Origin of the sequence: Clostridium sp. HCP1S3_C6 (assembly GCF_052066735.1) — a bacterium.
In the GTDB taxonomy this organism is placed as follows: Bacteria; Bacillota; Clostridia; order Clostridiales; family Clostridiaceae; genus Clostridium.
This window is the reverse complement of sequence record NZ_JBQHRN010000009.1, coordinates 1-20,326: the sequence shown is the minus strand read 5'-3', so window position 1 is coordinate 20,326 and position 20,326 is coordinate 1. Positions and strand designations below refer to the sequence as shown.

37 protein-coding genes are annotated in these 20,326 nt (G+C 32.3%); all 37 read right to left on the bottom strand.

The features are described 5' to 3' along the window. Window positions 1-10 precede the first annotated feature (10 nt). A complete protein-coding gene (gene rplM / locus ACTNAO_RS04800) occupies window positions 11-445 on the bottom strand; it encodes a 50S ribosomal protein L13 (RefSeq protein WP_441026813.1) in 435 nt (144 codons plus the stop codon). A 180-nt stretch (window positions 446-625) separates the two neighbouring features. Continuing rightward, window positions 626-1,372 carry a tRNA pseudouridine(38-40) synthase TruA gene (truA, locus tag ACTNAO_RS04795; RefSeq protein ID WP_441026811.1) on the bottom strand — a complete coding sequence of 249 codons (747 nt, stop codon included), beginning with the start codon at window positions 1,370-1,372 and terminating at the stop codon, window positions 626-628. A 22-nt stretch (window positions 1,373-1,394) separates the two neighbouring features. Beyond that, window positions 1,395-2,192 (bottom strand): energy-coupling factor transporter transmembrane component T family protein, encoded by a 798-nt coding sequence (locus ACTNAO_RS04790; RefSeq protein ID WP_441026809.1) that lies wholly within the window; start codon window positions 2,190-2,192, stop codon window positions 1,395-1,397. A gap of 4 nt (window positions 2,193-2,196) precedes the next feature. After that, on the bottom strand, window positions 2,197-3,066 hold the full coding sequence (locus tag ACTNAO_RS04785) for an energy-coupling factor transporter ATPase (RefSeq protein WP_441026808.1): 870 nt from the start codon (window positions 3,064-3,066) through the stop codon (window positions 2,197-2,199). Beyond that, window positions 3,051-3,941 (bottom strand): energy-coupling factor transporter ATPase, encoded by an 891-nt coding sequence (locus tag ACTNAO_RS04780; RefSeq protein WP_441026806.1) that lies wholly within the window; start codon window positions 3,939-3,941, stop codon window positions 3,051-3,053. The genes ACTNAO_RS04785 and ACTNAO_RS04780 overlap by 16 nt, the downstream gene beginning before the upstream one ends. 150 nt (window positions 3,942-4,091) lie before the next feature. Then, window positions 4,092-4,433, bottom strand: coding sequence for a 50S ribosomal protein L17 (gene rplQ, locus ACTNAO_RS04775; RefSeq protein ID WP_441026804.1), 342 nt, complete (start codon window positions 4,431-4,433; stop codon window positions 4,092-4,094). A 12-nt stretch (window positions 4,434-4,445) separates the two neighbouring features. Next, on the bottom strand, window positions 4,446-5,393 hold the full coding sequence (locus ACTNAO_RS04770; RefSeq protein WP_441026802.1) for a DNA-directed RNA polymerase subunit alpha: 948 nt from the start codon (window positions 5,391-5,393) through the stop codon (window positions 4,446-4,448). A 63-nt stretch (window positions 5,394-5,456) separates the two neighbouring features. Next, window positions 5,457-6,077: a 30S ribosomal protein S4 gene (gene rpsD / locus ACTNAO_RS04765; RefSeq protein ID WP_441026800.1), complete on the bottom strand. Its 621-nt coding sequence runs from the start codon at window positions 6,075-6,077 to the stop codon at window positions 5,457-5,459. A gap of 26 nt (window positions 6,078-6,103) precedes the next feature. After that, window positions 6,104-6,499, bottom strand: a complete 396-nt coding sequence (rpsK, locus tag ACTNAO_RS04760) for a 30S ribosomal protein S11 (protein ID WP_441026798.1) — start codon at window positions 6,497-6,499, stop codon at window positions 6,104-6,106. Between the two features lie 17 nt (window positions 6,500-6,516). Beyond that, a complete protein-coding gene (gene rpsM / locus ACTNAO_RS04755) occupies window positions 6,517-6,882 on the bottom strand; it encodes a 30S ribosomal protein S13 (RefSeq protein ID WP_441026797.1) in 366 nt (121 codons plus the stop codon). Window positions 6,883-7,110: 228 nt separating this feature from the next. Next, the gene (rpmJ, locus tag ACTNAO_RS04750) at window positions 7,111-7,224 is read right to left on the bottom strand and encodes a 50S ribosomal protein L36 (protein WP_003156543.1); all 114 of its coding nucleotides are present in this window, start codon (window positions 7,222-7,224) and stop codon (window positions 7,111-7,113) included. A 33-nt stretch (window positions 7,225-7,257) separates the two neighbouring features. Beyond that, on the bottom strand, window positions 7,258-7,476 hold the full coding sequence (infA, locus tag ACTNAO_RS04745; protein WP_310939275.1) for a translation initiation factor IF-1: 219 nt from the start codon (window positions 7,474-7,476) through the stop codon (window positions 7,258-7,260). Window positions 7,477-7,483: 7 nt separating this feature from the next. Further along, window positions 7,484-7,765: a hypothetical protein gene (locus ACTNAO_RS04740; protein WP_441026942.1), complete on the bottom strand. Its 282-nt coding sequence runs from the start codon at window positions 7,763-7,765 to the stop codon at window positions 7,484-7,486. Between the two features lie 217 nt (window positions 7,766-7,982). Beyond that, a complete protein-coding gene (locus ACTNAO_RS04735) occupies window positions 7,983-8,627 on the bottom strand; it encodes an adenylate kinase (RefSeq protein WP_441026793.1) in 645 nt (214 codons plus the stop codon). A 27-nt stretch (window positions 8,628-8,654) separates the two neighbouring features. Beyond that, window positions 8,655-9,932 (bottom strand): preprotein translocase subunit SecY, encoded by a 1,278-nt coding sequence (gene secY / locus ACTNAO_RS04730; RefSeq protein WP_441026792.1) that lies wholly within the window; start codon window positions 9,930-9,932, stop codon window positions 8,655-8,657. A gap of 1 nt (window position 9,933) precedes the next feature. Next, window positions 9,934-10,374 carry a 50S ribosomal protein L15 gene (rplO, locus tag ACTNAO_RS04725; RefSeq protein WP_441026791.1) on the bottom strand — a complete coding sequence of 147 codons (441 nt, stop codon included), beginning with the start codon at window positions 10,372-10,374 and terminating at the stop codon, window positions 9,934-9,936. A gap of 22 nt (window positions 10,375-10,396) precedes the next feature. Further along, the gene (gene rpmD, locus ACTNAO_RS04720) at window positions 10,397-10,576 is read right to left on the bottom strand and encodes a 50S ribosomal protein L30 (protein WP_441026789.1); all 180 of its coding nucleotides are present in this window, start codon (window positions 10,574-10,576) and stop codon (window positions 10,397-10,399) included. Window positions 10,577-10,587: 11 nt separating this feature from the next. Further along, window positions 10,588-11,085, bottom strand: coding sequence for a 30S ribosomal protein S5 (gene rpsE / locus ACTNAO_RS04715; RefSeq protein ID WP_441026788.1), 498 nt, complete (start codon window positions 11,083-11,085; stop codon window positions 10,588-10,590). 19 nt (window positions 11,086-11,104) lie between these two features. Beyond that, complete coding sequence (gene rplR / locus ACTNAO_RS04710; protein ID WP_441026787.1) at window positions 11,105-11,464, bottom strand: 50S ribosomal protein L18; 360 nt, start codon at window positions 11,462-11,464, stop codon at window positions 11,105-11,107. Window positions 11,465-11,483: 19 nt separating this feature from the next. Then, window positions 11,484-12,026 (bottom strand): 50S ribosomal protein L6, encoded by a 543-nt coding sequence (rplF, locus tag ACTNAO_RS04705; RefSeq protein ID WP_441026785.1) that lies wholly within the window; start codon window positions 12,024-12,026, stop codon window positions 11,484-11,486. Between the two features lie 54 nt (window positions 12,027-12,080). Then, entirely contained in the window at window positions 12,081-12,479 is a 399-nt protein-coding gene (gene rpsH, locus ACTNAO_RS04700; RefSeq protein ID WP_441026783.1) for a 30S ribosomal protein S8, read from the bottom strand. Between the two features lie 30 nt (window positions 12,480-12,509). Continuing rightward, window positions 12,510-12,695: a type Z 30S ribosomal protein S14 gene (locus tag ACTNAO_RS04695; protein WP_441026781.1), complete on the bottom strand. Its 186-nt coding sequence runs from the start codon at window positions 12,693-12,695 to the stop codon at window positions 12,510-12,512. Between the two features lie 14 nt (window positions 12,696-12,709). Next, window positions 12,710-13,252 (bottom strand): 50S ribosomal protein L5, encoded by a 543-nt coding sequence (gene rplE / locus ACTNAO_RS04690; protein ID WP_441026780.1) that lies wholly within the window; start codon window positions 13,250-13,252, stop codon window positions 12,710-12,712. Window positions 13,253-13,277: 25 nt separating this feature from the next. After that, on the bottom strand, window positions 13,278-13,592 hold the full coding sequence (rplX, locus tag ACTNAO_RS04685) for a 50S ribosomal protein L24 (RefSeq protein WP_441026778.1): 315 nt from the start codon (window positions 13,590-13,592) through the stop codon (window positions 13,278-13,280). 17 nt (window positions 13,593-13,609) lie between these two features. After that, window positions 13,610-13,978, bottom strand: a complete 369-nt coding sequence (gene rplN / locus ACTNAO_RS04680; protein WP_441026777.1) for a 50S ribosomal protein L14 — start codon at window positions 13,976-13,978, stop codon at window positions 13,610-13,612. A gap of 28 nt (window positions 13,979-14,006) precedes the next feature. Further along, complete coding sequence (rpsQ, locus tag ACTNAO_RS04675) at window positions 14,007-14,261, bottom strand: 30S ribosomal protein S17 (protein ID WP_441026775.1); 255 nt, start codon at window positions 14,259-14,261, stop codon at window positions 14,007-14,009. Between the two features lie 25 nt (window positions 14,262-14,286). After that, window positions 14,287-14,496: a 50S ribosomal protein L29 gene (gene rpmC, locus ACTNAO_RS04670; protein ID WP_441026774.1), complete on the bottom strand. Its 210-nt coding sequence runs from the start codon at window positions 14,494-14,496 to the stop codon at window positions 14,287-14,289. After that, entirely contained in the window at window positions 14,496-14,930 is a 435-nt protein-coding gene (gene rplP / locus ACTNAO_RS04665) for a 50S ribosomal protein L16 (protein ID WP_441026773.1), read from the bottom strand. The genes rpmC and rplP overlap by 1 nt, the downstream gene beginning before the upstream one ends. 24 nt (window positions 14,931-14,954) lie before the next feature. After that, window positions 14,955-15,623 (bottom strand): 30S ribosomal protein S3, encoded by a 669-nt coding sequence (gene rpsC, locus ACTNAO_RS04660; protein ID WP_441026772.1) that lies wholly within the window; start codon window positions 15,621-15,623, stop codon window positions 14,955-14,957. Window positions 15,624-15,642: 19 nt separating this feature from the next. Further along, window positions 15,643-15,978, bottom strand: a complete 336-nt coding sequence (gene rplV, locus ACTNAO_RS04655) for a 50S ribosomal protein L22 (RefSeq protein WP_441026771.1) — start codon at window positions 15,976-15,978, stop codon at window positions 15,643-15,645. A gap of 27 nt (window positions 15,979-16,005) precedes the next feature. After that, window positions 16,006-16,275 (bottom strand): 30S ribosomal protein S19, encoded by a 270-nt coding sequence (gene rpsS, locus ACTNAO_RS04650; protein ID WP_441026770.1) that lies wholly within the window; start codon window positions 16,273-16,275, stop codon window positions 16,006-16,008. Window positions 16,276-16,338: 63 nt separating this feature from the next. Next, a complete protein-coding gene (gene rplB, locus ACTNAO_RS04645; protein WP_441026769.1) occupies window positions 16,339-17,172 on the bottom strand; it encodes a 50S ribosomal protein L2 in 834 nt (277 codons plus the stop codon). Window positions 17,173-17,226: 54 nt separating this feature from the next. After that, window positions 17,227-17,526 carry a 50S ribosomal protein L23 gene (rplW, locus tag ACTNAO_RS04640; protein ID WP_441026767.1) on the bottom strand — a complete coding sequence of 100 codons (300 nt, stop codon included), beginning with the start codon at window positions 17,524-17,526 and terminating at the stop codon, window positions 17,227-17,229. Further along, window positions 17,526-18,146, bottom strand: a complete 621-nt coding sequence (gene rplD, locus ACTNAO_RS04635; RefSeq protein ID WP_441026765.1) for a 50S ribosomal protein L4 — start codon at window positions 18,144-18,146, stop codon at window positions 17,526-17,528. The genes rplW and rplD overlap by 1 nt, the downstream gene beginning before the upstream one ends. 25 nt (window positions 18,147-18,171) lie before the next feature. Beyond that, entirely contained in the window at window positions 18,172-18,801 is a 630-nt protein-coding gene (gene rplC, locus ACTNAO_RS04630; RefSeq protein WP_441026763.1) for a 50S ribosomal protein L3, read from the bottom strand. A gap of 76 nt (window positions 18,802-18,877) precedes the next feature. Continuing rightward, a complete protein-coding gene (gene rpsJ / locus ACTNAO_RS04625; protein ID WP_441026761.1) occupies window positions 18,878-19,186 on the bottom strand; it encodes a 30S ribosomal protein S10 in 309 nt (102 codons plus the stop codon). Window positions 19,187-19,558: 372 nt separating this feature from the next. Next, on the bottom strand, window positions 19,559-20,326 hold a 768-nt coding region (locus tag ACTNAO_RS04620), incomplete at its 5' end, for an EF-Tu/IF-2/RF-3 family GTPase (RefSeq protein ID WP_441048053.1).

Below are 20,326 nucleotides of genomic sequence, written 5' to 3'. Positions count from 1 at the left end.
CCAAGTTTTATTAGTACTTTAACTCAAGTACTTCTGGTTTTTGTGCTTCATGATTATGTTCAGCACCTCTATTAACTTTTAACTTCTTAAGCATTTGTCTTCCTAAAACACCAGTTGGAAGCATTCTTCTAACTGCTTCTTCAAAAGCAAATTCAGGTTTCTTTTCTAAAAGTTCTTTGTAAGTAGTTTCTTTTAATCCACCTGGGTATAAGCTATGCTTTCTGTATAATTTTTGATTTAACTTGTTACCAGTTAATACAACTTGTTCTGCATTAATAACTATAACAAAATCTCCACAATCAACATTTGGTGTAAATGTTGGCTTATTTTTTCCTCTTAAAATTGAAGCAACTTGGCTAGCAACTCTTCCTAGTGGCTTACCAGCAGCGTCTACGATGTACCATTTTCTTTCAACTTCTTGTGCTTTCGCAATATATGATTTCATCAATTTCCCTCCCTAAGTTTTTGCTTTACTTATCTATATCCAGATCCGGGGCTAGTGGATCTTTATAACATAAATATTTCTAACAACTAGCTTATTATAATACACGCTTACGGGCGTGTCAAGACATTTTTTTAAATTAATTACTAATTATTTCTGTTTTTTATAATTTATTTATTAAAATTAATAATAAACTTTTAAAAGAGTAAGTCCAGATGCTGGTGCACAATGCCCCGCCTTATTCCTAGCACCACTTTTTATTATATCGCCAATAATACTTTCTTTAATCTTGCCTCTTCCTACATCAACTACTGTTCCTACAATTATTCTAACCATGTTATACAAAAAACCATCAGCTGTTATATAAAACATTATTTTAGTACCATATTCACTATTAAATGTTTCTATATGCAAATCAGATATAGTTCTAATTGAAGTTTTTACAGAACTTCCAGATGTCTTAAATGCTTTAAAATCATGTTTCCCAACAAAATACTCACAGGATTTTTTCATTAATTCTATATCTAATTTATCTTTAACATGATAAACATAATTTTTACTAATTGCTACTTTTTCTAATCTATTAATTATAGTATAGCAATAAGTCTTTCCTTTGCTATCATATCTTGCATGAAAATCCAATGGCACCTCTTCTGACTTTATTATTCCTATATCATCAGGCAATTTAGTATTTATTGCTTCTCTAAATTTTTCTGGAGGCACTTTACTTTCTGTTTTAAAATTTGCCACCATTCCTCTTGCATGAACCCCTGCATCAGTTCTAGAACTTCCAATTAAATTTATATCCTCATTTGTGATTTTAGATATAGCCTTTTGTATTTCCTCTTGAATGGTAGAATTGTTATTTTGCTTTTGCCAACCTCCATAATGTGTTCCATCATATTCTATGGTTAACTTTATATTCTTCATAAATACCTCTTTCAAAAAAAGTTTAAAATCTAATTCTTATATAAATAAAAACTGCTATTATACATCCATAAATTAAAAATGCTATAAAATCTCTTAAGGAAAAAGCTAATTTTTTCATTCTAGTCCTTCCTTCACCGCCTCTATAACATCTAGCCTCCATTGCCATGGCAAGTTCATCAGCTCTTCTAAATGAACTTATAAACAACGGAACAAGTATTGGTATTAAACTTTTTGCCCTATCCATTAAATTTCCTGTTTCAAAATTAGCACCTCTTGCCTTTTGTGCTTTCATTATTTTGTCAGTTTCCTCTGTTAATGTTGGAATAAATCTTAAGGCTATTGTCATCATCATAGCAAGTTCATGAGCCAAATTTTTTCCTATTGGTCTTAATAATTTTTCTATACCATCAGTAAGTTCAATAGGCGAAGTTGTGTATGTAAGCATTGATGTACCTATTATAAGAAATATAAGTCGTAATGCCATAAACCCAGCTATTCTCAATCCTTCTTCATATACTTTTAAGAAACCAAATTGAAATAATAAATTATCTCCAGAATTCATAAAAGCATTTAAAATAGCTGTCAATAAAATCAAGAAAAATATAGGCTTAAGACCCCTAAATATTAATTTTAATGGAATTTTGGCATTGTATATGCAAATTCCTAAAATAGCAAGAACTATAAGATACGCAAAAAATTTATTTATTAAAAATAATGACACTATATATAATAGTGTTATTAAAATTTTTGTTCGTGGATCAAGCTTATGTATAAATGATTCTCCTGGTATATATTGACCTATAGTAATATCCTTTAACATTAGTCTATAATCCCTCCCTACTATTTGTACTAAAAAGTTTTAAAAGTTCTTCTTTTGCCTGTTCAATTGTATATGCATCTTCAGAAACATTAAATCCCTTCTTTTTAAGGGCTTTCATCAAGTATGTCACCTGAGGCACACCAAGTCCAATGCTCTCAAGCAAATCAGATTGTTTAAACACTTCCTTTGGAGTTCCTTTTAATACAATTTCTCCATTATTCATTACAACTACTGTATTTGCAATTTTAGCTACATCCTCCATACTGTGACTTACAATAATAATAGTCATATTGTATTCATCATGAAGCTTTTTAATTTGATCTAAAATTTCATCTCTTCCCTTAGGATCTAATCCAGCTGTTGGTTCGTCTAAAATAAGTACATTAGGTTTCATTGCAATAACTCCTGCTATAGCAACTCTTCTTTTTTGACCGCCACTTAAATCAAAAGGAGATTTATCCTTAAACTTTTTATAATCTAGTTCAACCATTTCCATTGATGATTTTACTCTTTCATGAATTTCTTCCTCAGACAAATGTAAATTTTTAGGTCCAAAGGCTATATCTTTTTCAATTGTTTCTTCAAAAAGTTGATATTCAGGATATTGAAAAACAATCCCTACCTTTTTTCTTATTTCTATAAGGTTAGCTTTATCCTTATTAATATCAATATCATCAACCATAACACTACCACTTGTAGGTGTCATAAGGCCATTTATATGTTGAATTAATGTAGATTTACCAGAACCAGTGTGACCAATTACAGCCACAAAATCCCCCTTATCAATTGTTAAATTTATATTATTTAAAGCAACCTTTTCAAAAGGAGTCCCTGGCATATATATATGAGTTAAATTCTCTATCTTAATTGACATATCGCATTCACCATCTCATTAACATTTAAAATTTCATTAGTAATATTCACACCAGACTTTCTTAATTCATATGCAAGTTCTGTGACTTGTGGCACATCAAGACCAAGCTTCTTTACCAATTCCACTTGAGAAAACACCTTTCTTGGAGTTCCATCCATAAATATATTGCCATCATCAATTACTAATATTCTATCAGCTTCTGCTGCCTCATCCATATAATGAGTTATTAAAATTATAGTAATACCATAATTTTTATTTAAATCATTAATTGTATCCATTACTTCTTTTCTTCCCGATGGATCAAGCATAGCTGTAGGTTCATCAAAAATAATACATTTAGGATTCATAGCTAAAACACCTGCAATAGCAATCCTTTGCTTTTGTCCTCCAGACAATAAATGTGGTGCATATCTTTTATATTCATACATTCCAACCTTTTTTAAACTATCATCTACTCTTTTCCTTATTTCATCAGATGGAACACCAAGATTTTCTGGTCCAAAGGCAACATCTTCTTCAACAATAGTAGCAACAAGCTGATTATCTGGATTTTGAAATACCATTCCAGCAGTACTTCTAATATCCCATAACTTATCTTCATTTTTAGTATCAATATTATTAACAATTACAGTTCCATCTGTAGGAAGCAGTAAAGCATTAATAAGCTTAGCTATAGTAGACTTTCCAGAACCATTATGACCTAAAAGTGCAATAAATTCTCCTTGTTTAACATTAAAAGAAATATCATTAACAACATATTCATTTTTATTAAAATAACCATCTGTATTAGTAACACTCACTTCATCATTACTATCTTGACTATTTGTAGTGTATGTATATGATAAATTATTAATAGTAACCATATTATTATCCATAATATTACTCCTTGTTATTTTGTATATACTTTGCAAAATATAAAATTATATCTTCTAAATTATATACATAATATAAAAATTACACAATATACAATATAAGTATATAAAATTAGGGATTAAGTAAAAACTTAATCCCTTAATTACTAGAAATTACACTAATTCAAGTATAACAACTTCTGCTGCGTCTCCTCTTCTAGGACCTTTCTTATACATTCTTGTATAGCCACCATTTCTTTCAGCATACTTAGGAGCTACATTGTCAAAAAGGTTTTTAACTACAGCTTCTTCTTGAACATAAGATAAAACTTGTCTTCTTGCATGAAGATCTCCTCTTTTAGCAAGAGTAATCATTTTTTCAGCAATACTTCTAGTTTCTTTTGCTCTAGTTACAGTTGTTTCGATTTTACCATACTTTAAGAAGCTTGTTACAAGACCTCTAAGCATAGCTCTTCTTTGGTCTGTAGCAAGACCTAACTTACGATAACCTGCCATGGATTTACCTCCTTACTCATCGTTTAGTTTTAAACATAAGCCTAGTTCTTTTAATTTTCTTTCTACTTCTTCTAAAGACTTCTTTCCTAGATTTCTAACTTTCATCATATCGTCCATAGATCTTGTTGCAAGTTCTTGAACAGTATTGATTCCAGCTCTCTTTAAACAGTTATATGATCTAACAGATAAATCAAGTTCTTCAACTGTCATTTCTAGTACTTTTTCTTTCTTGTCTTCTTCTTTTTCAATCATTATTTCAACGTCATTAGTATTATCAGTTAATGACATAAATAACTTAAAATGTTCTATAAGGATTTTGGCTGATAAGCTAATAGCCTCATCAATCTTTATAGTACCATCTGTCCATATTTCTAAAGTCAACTTATCATAGTCAGTAATTTGACCTACTCTTGTATTATCAACAGTAAAGTTAACTCTTTTAACTGGTGTGTATATTGAATCAACAGCTATTGCAGATATTGGCAATTCATCACTTTTGTTCTTGTTCTGAGTAACATATCCTCTTCCCTTATTAACTGTTAACTCCATATAAAGTCTTCCATCATCATCTAAAGTTGCAATATGTAAATCCTTATTAACAACTTCAACATCACCATCTGTTTTTATATCGTTTCCTGTAACAACACCAGGTCCTTTTGCATCTATATATATAGTTTTAGGGCCTTCGCCATCCATTTTCAAGGCTAAAGCTTTAATGTTAAGAATTAATTCTGTAACATCTTCTTTAACTCCTGAAACAGTAGAAAATTCATGAAGGACTCCATCAATTTTAATTGATGTAGGAGCAACACCTGGTAAAGATGATAACAAAATTCTTCTAAGTGCATTACCTAAAGTAATTCCATATCCTCTTTCTAATGGTTCAACAACGTATTTACCATATGTTCCATCTTCATTAGATTCTATACATTCGATAACTGGCTTTTCAATTTCTAACATACACAAACCCTCCTTAATATTAAAATGGCAACCTTCTTCTGAGGGTAACTGATATTATAAACCTTACTTACTGTATAATTCGACAATAAGTGTTTCATTAACTGGTACGTCAATATCTTCTCTAGTTGGCTCAGCTACAACCTTTCCTTCAAAATTATCTGGGTTAGCTTCTAACCATTTAGGTAAAGCTTTTGGATTTTCTGCAAAAGTCTTAAACTTTTCAGTTCCTCTGCTCTTTTCACATACTGTTATAACATCATTTACAGAAACTTTGTATGAAGGGATATCTACTTTCTTACCATTTACTAAGAAATGTCCATGAGTAACTAATTGTCTAGCTTCATTTCTTGATGCTCCATAACCTAATTTGTATGCAACATTATCAAGTCTTACTTCTAATAACTTAAGTAAGTTTTCACCAGTAATTCCTTTCATATGTTCAGCTTTTTCGTAGTATGATCTGAATTGGCTTTCTAAAACACCGTATATTCTCTTAGCCTTTTGTTTTTCTCTTAATTGAACACCATAGTTAGACATTTTCTTCTTATCTGCTCCATGTTGTCCTGGTGCGTAACTTCTTCTAGCGAAAGCGCACTTATCTGTATAACATCTATCTCCCTTAAGGAATAATTTCATACCTTCTCTTCTACATAATCTACATGTAGCTCCAGTATATCTTGCCATTAATTACACCTCCTATATTCTTAAAATTAAACTCTTCTTCTTTTTGGTGGTCTACATCCATTATGAGGAATTGGAGTAACATCTTTAATTAAAGTTACTTCTAAACCTGCAGCTTGTAATGATCTTATAGCTGCTTCTCTACCTGAACCAGGTCCCTTAACGTATACTTCTATACTCTTTAATCCATGTTCCATAGCTGCTTGAGCTGCAGTTTCTGCTGCCATTTGTGCTGCATATGGAGTACTCTTTCTTGATCCTCTAAATCCAAGAGCACCTGCACTTGACCATGATAATGCATTACCTGCTGCATCTGTTAAAGTAACTATAGAGTTATTGAATGTTGACTTGATGTGTGCAGCACCATGCTCAACGTTTTTTCTTTCTTTTTTTCTTCTAGATTTTTTAACCTTTTGAGCTGCCATTATCTTACCTCCTTATATTACTTTTTCTTATTTGCTATAGTCTTTTTAGGACCTTTTCTTGTTCTAGCATTAGTCTTAGTTTTTTGACCTCTAACTGGAAGTCCTTTTTTGTGTCTAAGTCCTCTATAACATCCAATTTCTTTTAATCTTTTGATATTTAAAGCAACATCTCTTCTTAAATCACCTTCAACATTAAGCTCTTTAATAACATTTCTTATATTATTAACTTCGTCTTCTGTAAGGTCCTTTACTCTTGTATCTGGATTAACTCCAGTTTCAGCTAAAATCTTTTGAGAAGTAGCTAAACCAATACCAAATATATATGTTAAGCCTATTTCAACTCTCTTTTCTCTTGGTAAGTCTATACCTGCTATTCTTGCCATTAAAATTTACACCTCCTGGTAATTAAAATGTCTGTCTCAATTTAAAATGTATATAAATAAATTTTAGGCAGTAAAAAGAGAGCAAATCTCCCTCTACTGTCAGCCGCTCCTAAAACTTAATTATTAACTATGCCTATATTATAATAGGTGACTTTACTAAAAAAGTCAATATTTTTTACAATTTTAAATAATAATTTTTTAATTTATTTATATAAAATATTATTTTTATTAGCCTTGTTTTTGTTTGTGCTTAGGATTTTCACAGATAACCATTACTTTTCCTTTTCTTCTTATAACTTTGCACTTTTCACAAATAGGCTTAACTGATGGTCTTACTTTCATAGCTAACCCTCCTCTAATAATAATAGAATCTATCTATTTTGCTCTCCAAGTAATTCTACCTCTTGTTAGATCGTAAGGAGAAAGTTCAACAGTAACTTTATCTCCAGGTAAAATTCTTATGAAGTTCATTCTTAACTTTCCTGATATATGTGCTAAAATTGTATGCCCACTTTCAAGTTCAACTTGAAACATTGCATTCGGTAAAGATTCTAAGACCGTACCTTGCATTTCAATAACATCATCTTTTGACATAAGGTAATCAACCCTCCTTAACAATGCCTTCTTTTTTTAAAAATCTCTTAATTTTTAAATCAGTACTTTTATCTTTGTTAATGATAGCTTCTTTGACTTCATCATTTATAATATCATAAAAAGTCAAATGCTTAACTTTTTTCTTTTTTGGTTTATCAACATTTTTTGTAGATCCATTAGAAAGAAGAACATATTCTTCGTTTAGCTTCGCAATTACAACATACAAATGATTTCTATCTCTTCCTGCTTTTGAAAGTACCAACTTTCCAATCAAGTCATTGTTTTGCAAATCATTCACCTCTATGATTACCTTAGCATAAATTCTAAATATTTTAGCCTTTATAGCTAAGCAACACTTCTTATTTATAATTAGTGCCAATCTTTTTTGAACTACTATAAACATAAATAGTTATAGTTTCCTGGTCAATACTACTTTATAATTTAGCAGCAAGTTTACCCAAGCTATCAAGATTGTTCAAACCTCTCAACATACTGGTAAATAAATTTTACTTATTATCTAATAGTGTACAAATATCTTCAAAAACCATGTTAATGGCTTTAGTACCATCTACTGTTGATAATAAATCTATATTTTTATAGAAATCAATTAGTGGTTGAGTTTCTTTTTCATAAACATCTAGTCTTTCTTTAACAGTTTCAGCAGTATCATCCTTTCTTTGAACTACGCTGCTACCACATAATTCACATTTACCATCCTTAGCAGGATTGAACTTAATATGGTAACTAGCTCCACATGAAGGACAAACTCTTCTTCCAGTCATTCTTTCTAAAATGAATTCTTGAGGAACTTCAATACATAAAGCAGTATCTAATGTTTCTTTTCTTTCTGCTAAAAATGCTTGAAGTGCTTCTGCTTGACTTACTGTTCTTGGAAAACCATCTAATAAGTAACCATTTTTACAATCATCTTGTTTAAGTCTATCCTTAACCATGTTAATTGTAACTTCATCTGGCACCAATTGACCATTATCCATGTATTTTTTAGCCTCAATTCCAAGAGGTGTATTTTCAGAAATATTCTTTCTAAAAATATCACCAGTTGAAATATGTGGTATTGAATATCTATTACTAATTGATTTTGCCTGTGTACCCTTTCCAGCTCCTGGAGGGCCTAATAATACGATTCTCACTGGCATCATCTCCAAATTAATTTTATCTTATTTAAGGAATCCTTCATAATGACGCATAACCATTTGAGATTCCATTCTTCTTGTAAAATCTAGTGCAACTCCAATTAAAATTAGAATTGATGTAGCACCAAAAGAAACACCTTTTAATGCAGGACTAAACATTTCTATTAATACTGGTATTATTGCTAATAATGCAGCATATACACCACCAACCATAGATATTTTTAAAATGATCTTTTCAAAATATTCAACAGTTGCTTCACCTGGTCTTACACCTAAAACAAAACCAGCTGACTTATTTAAGTTTTCAGCCATTTCGTCTGGTTTTAATGTAATTTCATTATAGAACCAAGTAAAGAATAATGTTAATATTGCATATAAAGTTGGATACATCCAAGTACTTGTATTAAAAGGACTATATTTTCCAGTAACTAATGATTGAAGCCATCCAACATTTGGGAAAAATTGAGCAACTGCCTGTGGAAATCCCATTACTGACATTGCAAATATAATTGCTATAACAGCAGCACTTACTATACTTAATGGTATGTGTGTTGATTGTCCTTTAACAACATTTTTGCCCATTGCCTTACCTGCATATTGAACTGGAATTTTTCTTTCTGCCAAACTGAAGAATATAGCAGAAATTAATAGTATAGCAACACCTGCAATAAATAATGCAAGTTGTACTATTGATAAAGTATCAGCTTGTTTTAACTGATATAAGCTTGCAACTTGTGATGGGAATCTAGATACTATATTAACAAAAATAAGTATAGATGTACCATTACCAAAACCTCTAACAGTTATTTGGTCGCCAAGCCAAATACAGAATGTTGACCCAACAACTAATGATAATATTACAACACAATATTCAAACTTAGATAAATCAATACTTACTCCACTATTTTTCAATGTAGCTACAACCCCAATAGCTAATACAACTGATAAAACAATAGCTAAATAACGAGTAGCATTTTGGATTTTATTACGTCCTTCTTGCCCTTCTTTTTGCATTTGTTCTAAAGCTGGAATAGCAATTGTTAATAATTGCATAATTATAGATGCATTAATATATGGTGTAACACCAAGTGCAAGTATACTAAATCTACTAAAAGCACCACCTGATATTAAGTCATAAAATCCAAGCAAGCCAGATGATGTAATTTGCTTAAGATATTCCGTATCAAATCCAGAAGCAGGTATATGAGCACCTGCTCTGAATATTAATATCAAGAATACAGTCCAAAGTAACTTCTTCCTTAATTCCGGAACCTTCCAAGCATTACGTAGGGTTGATAGCATTTTATATCACCTCAACTTTTCCTCCAGCCGCTTCGATCTTCTCTGCTGCAGACTTAGATAATTTACATCCTTTAACTGTTAAACTTTTTTCTAAGTTTCCGTTACCTAAAATCTTTACTCCATCATTTACTTTACTTATAACTCTAGCTTCAAGTAATGATTCTGGAGTAACCTCAGCCCCATTTTCAAATCCATTTAATCTATCTACATTAATGCAAACAAATTTCTTTGAAAATATATTGTTAAATCCTCTCTTTGGAAGTCTTCTATATAAAGGCATTTGACCACCTTCGAAACCAGGTCTAACTCCACCGCCTGATCTTGCTTTTTGTCCTTTTTCACCTTTACCAGCATTTCTTCCTAAACCAGAACCTGTACCTCTACCAACTCTCTTTGGAGCTTTCTTACTACCAGCTGCTGGTTTTAATTCATGAAGTTTCATATTAGTAGTGCACCTCCTTGTATTATATTTCTTCTACTTTTAATAAGTAGTCTATTTTCTTAACCATACCTAAGATTTGAGGTGTAGCCTCGACTTCTACTGTTTTACCAATCTTCTTAAGTCCAAGGGCATTAGCAGTAGCGATATGTGAAGATTTTCTACCTATTAAACTCTTTGCAAGAGTAATTTGTAATTTTGCCATTGCACTCACCCCTATCCTAATATTTCTTCAACAGATTTTCCTCTTAATTTTGCTATATCTTCAGCAGTTCTTAAGTTTGCTAATCCGTTTATTGTTGCGTTAACCATATTTCTTGGGTTATTAGAACCTAATGATTTAGCTCTAACATCTTTAATTCCTGCTAATTCAAGTACTGATCTAGCTGGACCACCAGCAATAACTCCTGTACCTTCTTTAGCTGGCATAATAAGAACTTTACCAGTTCCAAACATACCATATATTTCATGAGGAATAGTAGTTCCAACCATTGCAACTTCAACTAAATTCTTCTTAGCATCTTCTATTCCTTTTCTGATTGCTACAGGAATTTCGATAGATTTTCCCATTCCAACACCCACATGTCCGTTTTCATCACCAACAACTACAAGTGCACTGAATCTAAAATTTCTACCACCTTTAACAACCTTAGTAACTCTGTTTATAAAAACAACTTTTTCCTTAAGTTCTAGTGTACTAGGATCGATTCTCATCTATGTCCCTCCTTATTTTTTAGAATTTTAATCCTGCTTCTCTAGCAGCTTCTGCTAATTGTTGTATTCTTCCGTGATATACATATCCACCTCTATCAAATACAACTTCATTTAATCCTTTATCTAAAGCTCTTTTAGCTATTAATTCACCAACAGCCTTAGCTCCTTCTTTATTTCCACCTTTAGCTGAAATATCTTTATCTAAGCTAGAAGCAGAAACTAATGTTACTGAATTAACATCATCTATAATTTGAGCATATATGTTCTTATCACTTCTATAAACAGAAAGTCTTGGTCTTTCAGTAGTTCCAAATACTTTCTTACGTATTCTAAGATGACGTTTTGCTCTAACTTGTTTCTTATCTGCCTTTTTGAACATGAGCCTCACTCCTTTCTAATTACTTCTTACCAGTCTTACCTTCTTTACGTCTGATATGTTCACCTTCAAATTTAATTCCCTTGCCCTTATATGGTTCAGGTTTTCTCCAACGTCTAATATCAGCTGCTTGTGCACCAACTACTTGCTTATCGATACCCTTAATTACAACTGTTGTAGCAGCTGGAGTTTCGAATGTAATACCATCCATTGGTTCAACTTCAACTGTATGTGAATACCCAAGGTTCATAACAAGTTTTTTACCTTGTAATTGAGCTCTATATCCAACACCTACTAATTCTAATGTTTTTTGGAATCCTTCTGAAACTCCAACTACCATATTGTGTATAAGTGCTCTTGTTAATCCGTGAAGAGCTCTATTTTCTTTTATATCATTAGGTCTAGTAACTAGCACTTCATTATTTTCAACTGCAATTGACATATCTTCATGCATAGCCTTAACTAATTCACCTTTAGGGCCTTTTACAGTAACTACGTTATTTTCATCAACTGTAACTGTAACACCTGCTGGAATAACTACAGGTAGTTTACCTATTCTTGACATAACTGTACCTCCTATTTAATTTAGCATATTAACATATGTTAAGGGATTCTTATACTACCAAACGTAGCAAAGAACTTCCCCACCTAATCCTGCTTTTCTTGCTTCTCTATCAACCATCATTCCTTGAGAAGTTGATATGATAGCTATTCCTAAACCATTAAGTACTTTAGGAGTTTCCTCTTTCTTACAGTAAACTCTTAAACCTGGCTTAGATATTCTCTTAATACCAGTTATAACTCTTTCTTTGTTTGATCCATATTTAAGAGATATTCTTAACATTGGAACAACACCATCGTTATATTCATCTATTTCCTTAATATATCCTTCTTTTAATAATATATTTGCAATTGCCTTCTTAACATTTGAAGAAGGTACTTCCACTACCTCATGTCTAACAGCATTAGCATTTCTAATACGAGTTAGTAAATCTGCTATTGGGTCTGTCATAACCATTTAATGTGCCTCCTTTCGATTTATAATTTCTTACCAGCTTGCTTTCTTACAGCCAGGTATTTCACCTTTGTATGCTAATTCTCTAAAACAAATACGACATATACCATATTTCTTTAATACAGAATGTGGTCTACCACATATTCTACATCTAGTATAAGCTCTTGTTTTAAACTTAGGAGTCTTACTCCACTTTTCGATCATTGCCTTACGTGCCATAGTGTACCTCCTTATTATTGAGCAAATGGCATTCCAAGGAATCTTAATAATTCTCTGGCTTCTTCGTCTGTCTTAGCAGATGTAACGAAGATAATATCCATTCCTCTTACTTTATCAACTTTATCGTACTCTATTTCTGGGAATATTAATTGTTCTTTAATTCCTAAAGAATAATTTCCTCTACCATCAAATGATTTGCTTGAAACACCTCTGAAATCTCTAACTCTAGGTAAAGCTATTGACATTAATTTATCAGCAAATTCATACATTCTTGCTCTTCTTAGTGTAACTTTACATCCGATTGGCATATTAGCTCTTATTTTAAAGTTAGCTACTGCTTTCTTAGTCTTAGTAATTACAGGTTTTTGACCAGCAATTAAAGTTAAATCATTTACTGCTGATTCTAAAACTTTTTGATTTTCCTTGGCTTCACCAACACCCATATTAATTATAATTTTTTCAAGTCTTGGTACTTCCATGATATTTTTATATTGGAATTTATCCATCATCGCTGACACGATTTCTTTTTCATACTTCTCTTGAAGTCTTGTTACCATTTAGTGCTACCTCCTTTCAGATAATTTAAAATGTTTCTCCGCACTTTTTACATACTCTTACTTTTGAACCATCTTCTAATAGCTTGTTGCTGATTCTTGTTGCATTTTTGCATTTTTTGCAATATAACATAACTTTTGAGCTATTAATAGGAGCTTCCTTTTCTATAATAGCGCTCTCAGCTTGTGTTCTAGATGCTTTTTGATGTTTCTTAACTATATTAACTCCTTGAACAAGAACTTTTCCTGTCTTTGGATATGCTTTTAAAACTTCGCCAGTCTTACCTTTATCTTTACCAGATATAACTACTACTGTATCGTTTTTTCTAACGTGTAACTTCAAGTTAGACACCTCCTCTATTATAGAACTTCTGGTGCTAATGATAATATTTTGTTGAATTCTTTATCTCTTAGCTCCCTAGCAACAGGTCCGAATACACGAGTTCCTCTTGGTTGCTTATCATCTTTTATTAAAACTGCAGCATTTTCATCAAATTTAATATATGAACCATCTGCTCTTCTTACTCCTTTTACAGATCTAACTATAACAGCCTTAACTACTTCACCTTTTTTGACAACTCCGCCTGGTGTTGCACTTTTAACGCTAGCTACTATAACATCACCGATGTTACCAAACTTTCTCTTAGATCCACCTAATACTCTAATGCACATAATTTCTTTTGCTCCAGAGTTATCTCCTACTTTAAGCACAGTTTGTTGTTGTATCATTGAATTATCCTCCTTTCAGTCTTAAAGCCTACTTAGCTTTTTCAACTATTTCAACAAGTCTCCATCTCTTATCTTTAGATAATGGTCTAGTTTCCATTATTAAAACTTTATCGTTAACTTTTGCTTCATTATTTTCATCATGAGCTTTAAACTTAGTTGTTCTATTAACAGTCTTACCATATAGTGGATGTCTAACCTTAGTTTCAACAGCAACTACTATAGTCTTATCCATTTTATCAGAAACAACTTTACCGATTCTCTTTTTTCTTAATCCTCTTTCCATTATTAAGGTCTACCTCCTTCCAGAATTATTGCTGAACCTTTAACTCTTCTTCTCTTAAGATGGTTTTTATTTGGGCTATAGATTTCTTAACTTCTCTTATTCTCATAGGATTTTGTAATTGTCCTGTAGCTAATTGAAATCTTAAATTGAATAATTCAGCTTTAAGGTCGTTTAACTTAACTCTTAAATCTTGAGGATCATTTGCTTTTAAATCTTTTAATTCTCTAGCTTTCATTATTCTTCACCACCTACTTTTTCGAAATCTCTTCTTGTAACAAATTTAGTTTTTACAGGAAGTTTGTGTGCAGCAAGTCTCATTGCTTCTCTAGCAACTTCTTCTGGAACACCAGATAATTCAAATAAAACTCTACCTGGTTTAACAACTGCAATCCAGTATTCAGGAGCTCCCTTACCTTTACCCATTCTTGTACCGATAGGCTTGCTTGATACTGGCTTATCTGGGAAAATCTTTATCCAAAGTTTTCCTCCTCTTTTTATATATCTATTGATAGCTATTCTTGATGCTTCAATTTGATTACTTTTAATCCATCCGCAAGTAGTAGCTTGAATTCCGTAATCACCATATGCAAGGAAATTTCCTCTTGTAGCTTTACCCTTCATTCTACCACGTTGTACCTTACGATGTTTTACTCTTTTAGGCATTAACATGATCTAATTCCTCCTTTCTGATTCTTATGCTTCTGCTTCTTGTTTTTCTTCAACCTTTTTTGTTGGAAGTACTTCACCATTGTAAACCCAAACTTTAACTCCGATCTTACCATATGTTGTATCTGCTTCTGCAAATCCATAATCAATATCTGCTCTTAAAGTTTGTAATGGAATTGTTCCTTCATGATATTGTTCAGTTCTTGCTATTTCAGCTCCACCAAGTCTACCAGAGCAAGCAGTTTTAACACCCTTAACTCCACGTTTCATAGCTCTTTGGATTGTTTGTTTCATAGCTCTTCTGAATGATATTCTCTTTTCTAATTGAGCTGCAATATTTTCAGCCATTAATTGAGCATCAGACTCAGAATTCTTAACTTCAACAATGTTTATTAAAACGTTGTTTTCCTTAATTATTTTAAGTACTTTAGCTTTTAATGCTTCAATTCCTGCTCCACCCTTACCGATAACTACACCTGGTTTTGCAGTATATATATTTAATTTAATTCTCTTTGAAGCTCTTTCTATTTCTACTTTTGAAATACCAGCTGCAAAAAGTTCTTTTTTAACAAATGTTCTTATTTTATTATCTTCAACTAAATTGTCAGCGAAATCACCTTTATTAGCATACCATTTTGAATTCCAATCTTTGATAACGCCTACTCTAAGTCCATGAGGATTAACCTTTTGACCCACTATAATTTCCCTCCTTCTTCTAAGCCCTCTCTTTAACTATTACAGTAATATGGCTTGTTTTTTTAAGTATTTTAAATGCTTTACCGTGATCCATAGGTCTGAATCTCTTTAATGTTGGTCCTTGACCTACAAATACATCTGATACATAAAGATTATCAGAATTTAGTGCAAAATTATTTTCTGCATTAGCAACTGCAGACTTTAATACTTTTTTAATCGCTACTGCTGCTTCTCTTGGAGTGTATTCTAAAATAGCAAAAGCTTCTTTTACATCTTTTCCTCTTATTAAATCAGTAACTGCTCCTACCTTTATTGGAGACATTCTTACGTATTTAGCTATAGCCTTACCTTCCATTTATGCTCCTCCTTCCTAAGAAATTAATTATTTACTCTTTTTATCGTCATGACCTTTATAAGTTCTAGTCATAGCAAATTCGCCTAGCTTATGACCAACCATATCTTCAGATATATATACAGGTACATGCTTTCTTCCATCATGAACTGCAATTGTGTGTCCAATCATTTGTGGAAAAATTGTTGAACTTCTTGACCAAGTTTTAACAACTTTCTTTTCACCGTTTGCATTCATTTCTTCAATTTTCTTTAATAATCCAGCATGGACAAATGGTCCTTTTTTAATTGATCTACTCACTAAATTAGCCTCCCTTCATCAATGGTAAATGCCAATCATGAAGAGACTTATTATCTCTTCACACTATTTAGCATTTCTTCCTTTAACAATAAATCTATCAGAATACTTCTTGTTTCTTCTTGTCTTGTATCCTAATGCTGGTTTACCCCAAGGAGTAACTGGACTTGGTCTACCTACTGGAGATTTACCTTCACCACCACCATGAGGGTGATCATTAGGGTTCATTACAGAACCTCTTACTGTTGGTCTCCAACCCATATGTCTCTTTCTACCAGCTTTACCAAGATTAACGATATCATTAGTTGAATTTGATACTGAACCGATTGTGGCTCTACATTCAATTCTTACATATCTCATTTCACCTGATGGTAATCTTAATGTAGCGTATTCGCCTTCTTTAGCCATTAATTGAGCAGAATTACCTGCTGATCTAACTAATTGGCCACCTTTTCCAACTTGTAATTCAATGTTGTGAACTACAGTACCAACTGGAATATTCTTTAATGGAAGAGTGTTTCCTGGTTTGATATCTGCATCTGGTCCAGATACTACAACATCTCCTACCTTTAATCCTTCTGGAGCAAGTATGTATCTCTTTTCTCCATCTTTATAAGCAACTAAAGCAATATATGCTGTTCTGTTTGGATCATATTCTATTGAAACAACCTTTGCTTCAATACCATCCTTATTTCTCTTAAAATCGATTATTCTATATTTTCTTTTAACTCCGCCGCCACGGTGTCTAACAGTTATTTTACCTTGACTATTTCTACCAGCTTTACTCTTTAATGATACAAGAAGTGACTTCTCTGGAGTACTTGTAGTAATTTCTTCAAATGTTTGCATTGTCATTTCTCTTCTTGATGGAGTAGTTGGTCTAAACTTTTTAACTGCCATTTAATTTCCCTCCTTCTTTAAGCTTATCTGGCTATCGCCAATAAATTGCTTTTATTATCCTTGTAATCCTTCAAAGAATTCTATTGTTTTACTATCTTTAGTTAATGTAACAATAGCTTTCTTATAATCTGCTCTTTTTCCTACATGCACGCCCATTCTCTTTGTCTTACCCATAGTTCTTGATGTTTGAACGTTTTGTACTTTAACATCAAATACTTCTTCTACTGCTCTCTTTATTTGAGATTTGTTAGAATCTATGTGAACTATGAAAGTGTACTTATTATCTGCCATTGCAGCCATAGTTTTTTCAGTTATAACAGGCTTTCTTATTATATCATGGCTTGTTAAGTTCATTATGCGTACACCTCCTCAATTTTTAATACAGCATCCTTTGTCATTACAACTTTGTTGTATTTAAGTAAATCATAAACATTAATATTGTTTACTGGCATAACACATACACCTTGAATATTTCTTGCTGATTTAAATACATTTTCATCAGACTCAGCTGTTATTACTAATGTTTTGTTTAATTCTAAAGCATTAAGAACAGCAACCATTTGCTTAGTCTTAATAGAATCAAACTTTAATTCATCAAGCACAACTAATTCGTTATCTGCAACTTTACTTGATAATGCAGATACCATAGCAACTTTTCTCATGCTCTTTGGCACTGACATTCTATAATCTCTTGGCTTTGGTGCGAAAACTATACCACCTTTGATCCATTGTGGAGCTCTTATAGAACCTTGTCTAGCTCTACCAGTTCCTTTTTGTCTCCAAGGCTTAATTCCGCCTCCTCTAACTTCAGCTCTTGTTTTAGCTGATTGAGTTCCTTGTCTCTTATTTGCAAGTTGAGCAACTACTACTTGGTGTACAGCGCTTTCATTAACTTCAGCTCCAAAAACAGCTTCATTTAATTCAATATCTCCAACTTGCTTTCCTTCTTTATTAAATAATCCTACTTTAGGCATTTCGTGCTTCCTCCTTTCTTAGAAATTAAGCTTTAACTGTATTTCTTATTACTACTTTACCCTTATTAGGTCCAGGTATTCCACCCTTTATTAGTATTAAGTTCTTTTCAGCTATTACTTTTACAACTTCTAGGTTTAATACGGTTCTATTTACTGCTCCCATGTGTCCTGGCATACGTTTGTTCTTGAATGTTCTTGATGGATCAGAACATGCACCCATTGAACCTGGTGCTCTTTTAAATTTAGAACCGTGTGTCATAGGTCCTCTTTGTTGATTCCATCTCTTAATAACACCTTGGAATCCCTTACCTTTTGAAACACCTGAAACATCAACTTTTTCTCCTGCTTCAAACACATCTGCTTTAATTTCTTGACCTACTTCATATTCAGCAGCATTTTCTAATCTGAATTCTTTTAAAACTCTTCTTAAAGTAACTCCTGCTTTTGCATAGTGTCCTTTAACTGGTTTGTTAGCAAGTTTTTCTCTTATTTCTTCAAAACCTACTTGTATAGCATCATATCCATCTTTGTCAGCTGTTTTCTTTTGAACAACAACACATGGACCTGCTTCTACTACTGTTACTGGAATTAACTTTCCATTTTCATTAAATATTTGAGTCATACCTATCTTTTTACCTATGATAGCTTTCTTCATTGTGTTTACACCTCCCAAACTGATTAGCGGATTGCATTGCAATCATAATAGTTCATGTATTAAAAACTATTCGCTATTAAAGCTTTATTTCTATATCTACACCTGCTGGTAGATTTAATCTCATTAATGCATCAACTGTTTTTGGTGATGGATTAACGATATCTATAAGTCTCTTATGAGTTCTTATTTCAAATTGTTCTCTAGAGTCCTTATATTTGTGAACTGCTCTTAAGATTGTTACAACATCTTTTTCAGTAGGTAATGGCACTGGACCAGCAACCTTTGCCCCTGTTGATTTAGCAGTTTCTACGATTTTTTCAGCTGATTGATCTATTATTTGATGATCAAAAGCTTTTAATCTGATTCTAATTTTTTGCTTTGACATTTCATTCCCTCCTTTTCTTGTACGCTTTACTTCGAACGTACAACAGCTATTGTCTGTAAACTCTGCCTGGCGTTTCCTCTTTTTACACCCAATTAACAGACCTCTGTCGTCGGATTCTAGATCCTGACATTACTCATCAAGAATTTCCCTGGAAGTCCAGCAACCTCTTGATTCATCGTTGTTAACCTGCAACTTCTTCATTATACTATCAAATATATTTTTTTTCAAGTTTTTTTAAACATATTATTAATTTTTCTTTTTATTTTTTTAGTAATGATGAATTTAGCATTTTTCTACTAAATTTAATATAAAATTCATAATAATATCCTTAAAAAAAGAGCAGGATAAAAATCCCGCTCTATATGACAAATATTATTCGTCTATGCTAGTAACAACTCCAGAACCTACTGTTCTTCCACCTTCTCTGATAGCGAATCTTAATCCTTCGTTCATTGCAACTTCTGTGATTAATTCAACTTTCATGTCTATGTGGTCTCCTGGCATTACCATTTCCATTCCTTCTGGTAACTTAATTGTTCCTGTTACGTCTGTTGTTCTGAAATAGAATTGTGGTCTGTATCCATCGAAGAATGGTGTATGTCTTCCTCCTTCTTCTTTCTTTAATACGTATACTTGACCTACGAATTTTTTATGTGGATGTACTGTTCCTGGTTGTGCTAATACTTGACCTCTTTCGATGTCTGTTCTTTGTATTCCTCTTAATAATGCTCCGATGTTATCTCCTGCTTCTGCTTCATCTAATAACTTTCTGAACATTTCTATTCCTGTTATTACTGTCTTTGTCTTTTCTTCACTTAATCCAACGATTTCTACTTCGTCTCCCATGTGAAGTACTCCTCTTTCTACTCTTCCTGTTGCAACTGTTCCTCTTCCTGTTATTGTGAATACATCTTCTACTGGCATTAAGAATGGCTTATCTGTTGCTCTTTCTGGTGTTGGAATGTAGCTATCTACTGCATCCATTAATTCCATTATGCATTTTGTTGCTTCTGGATCTGTTGGATTTTCTAATGCTTTTAATGCTGATCCTGTTATTACTGGAATGTCATCTCCTGGGAAGTTATATTCATTTAATAATTCTCTTACTTCCATTTCTACTAATTCTAATAATTCTGGATC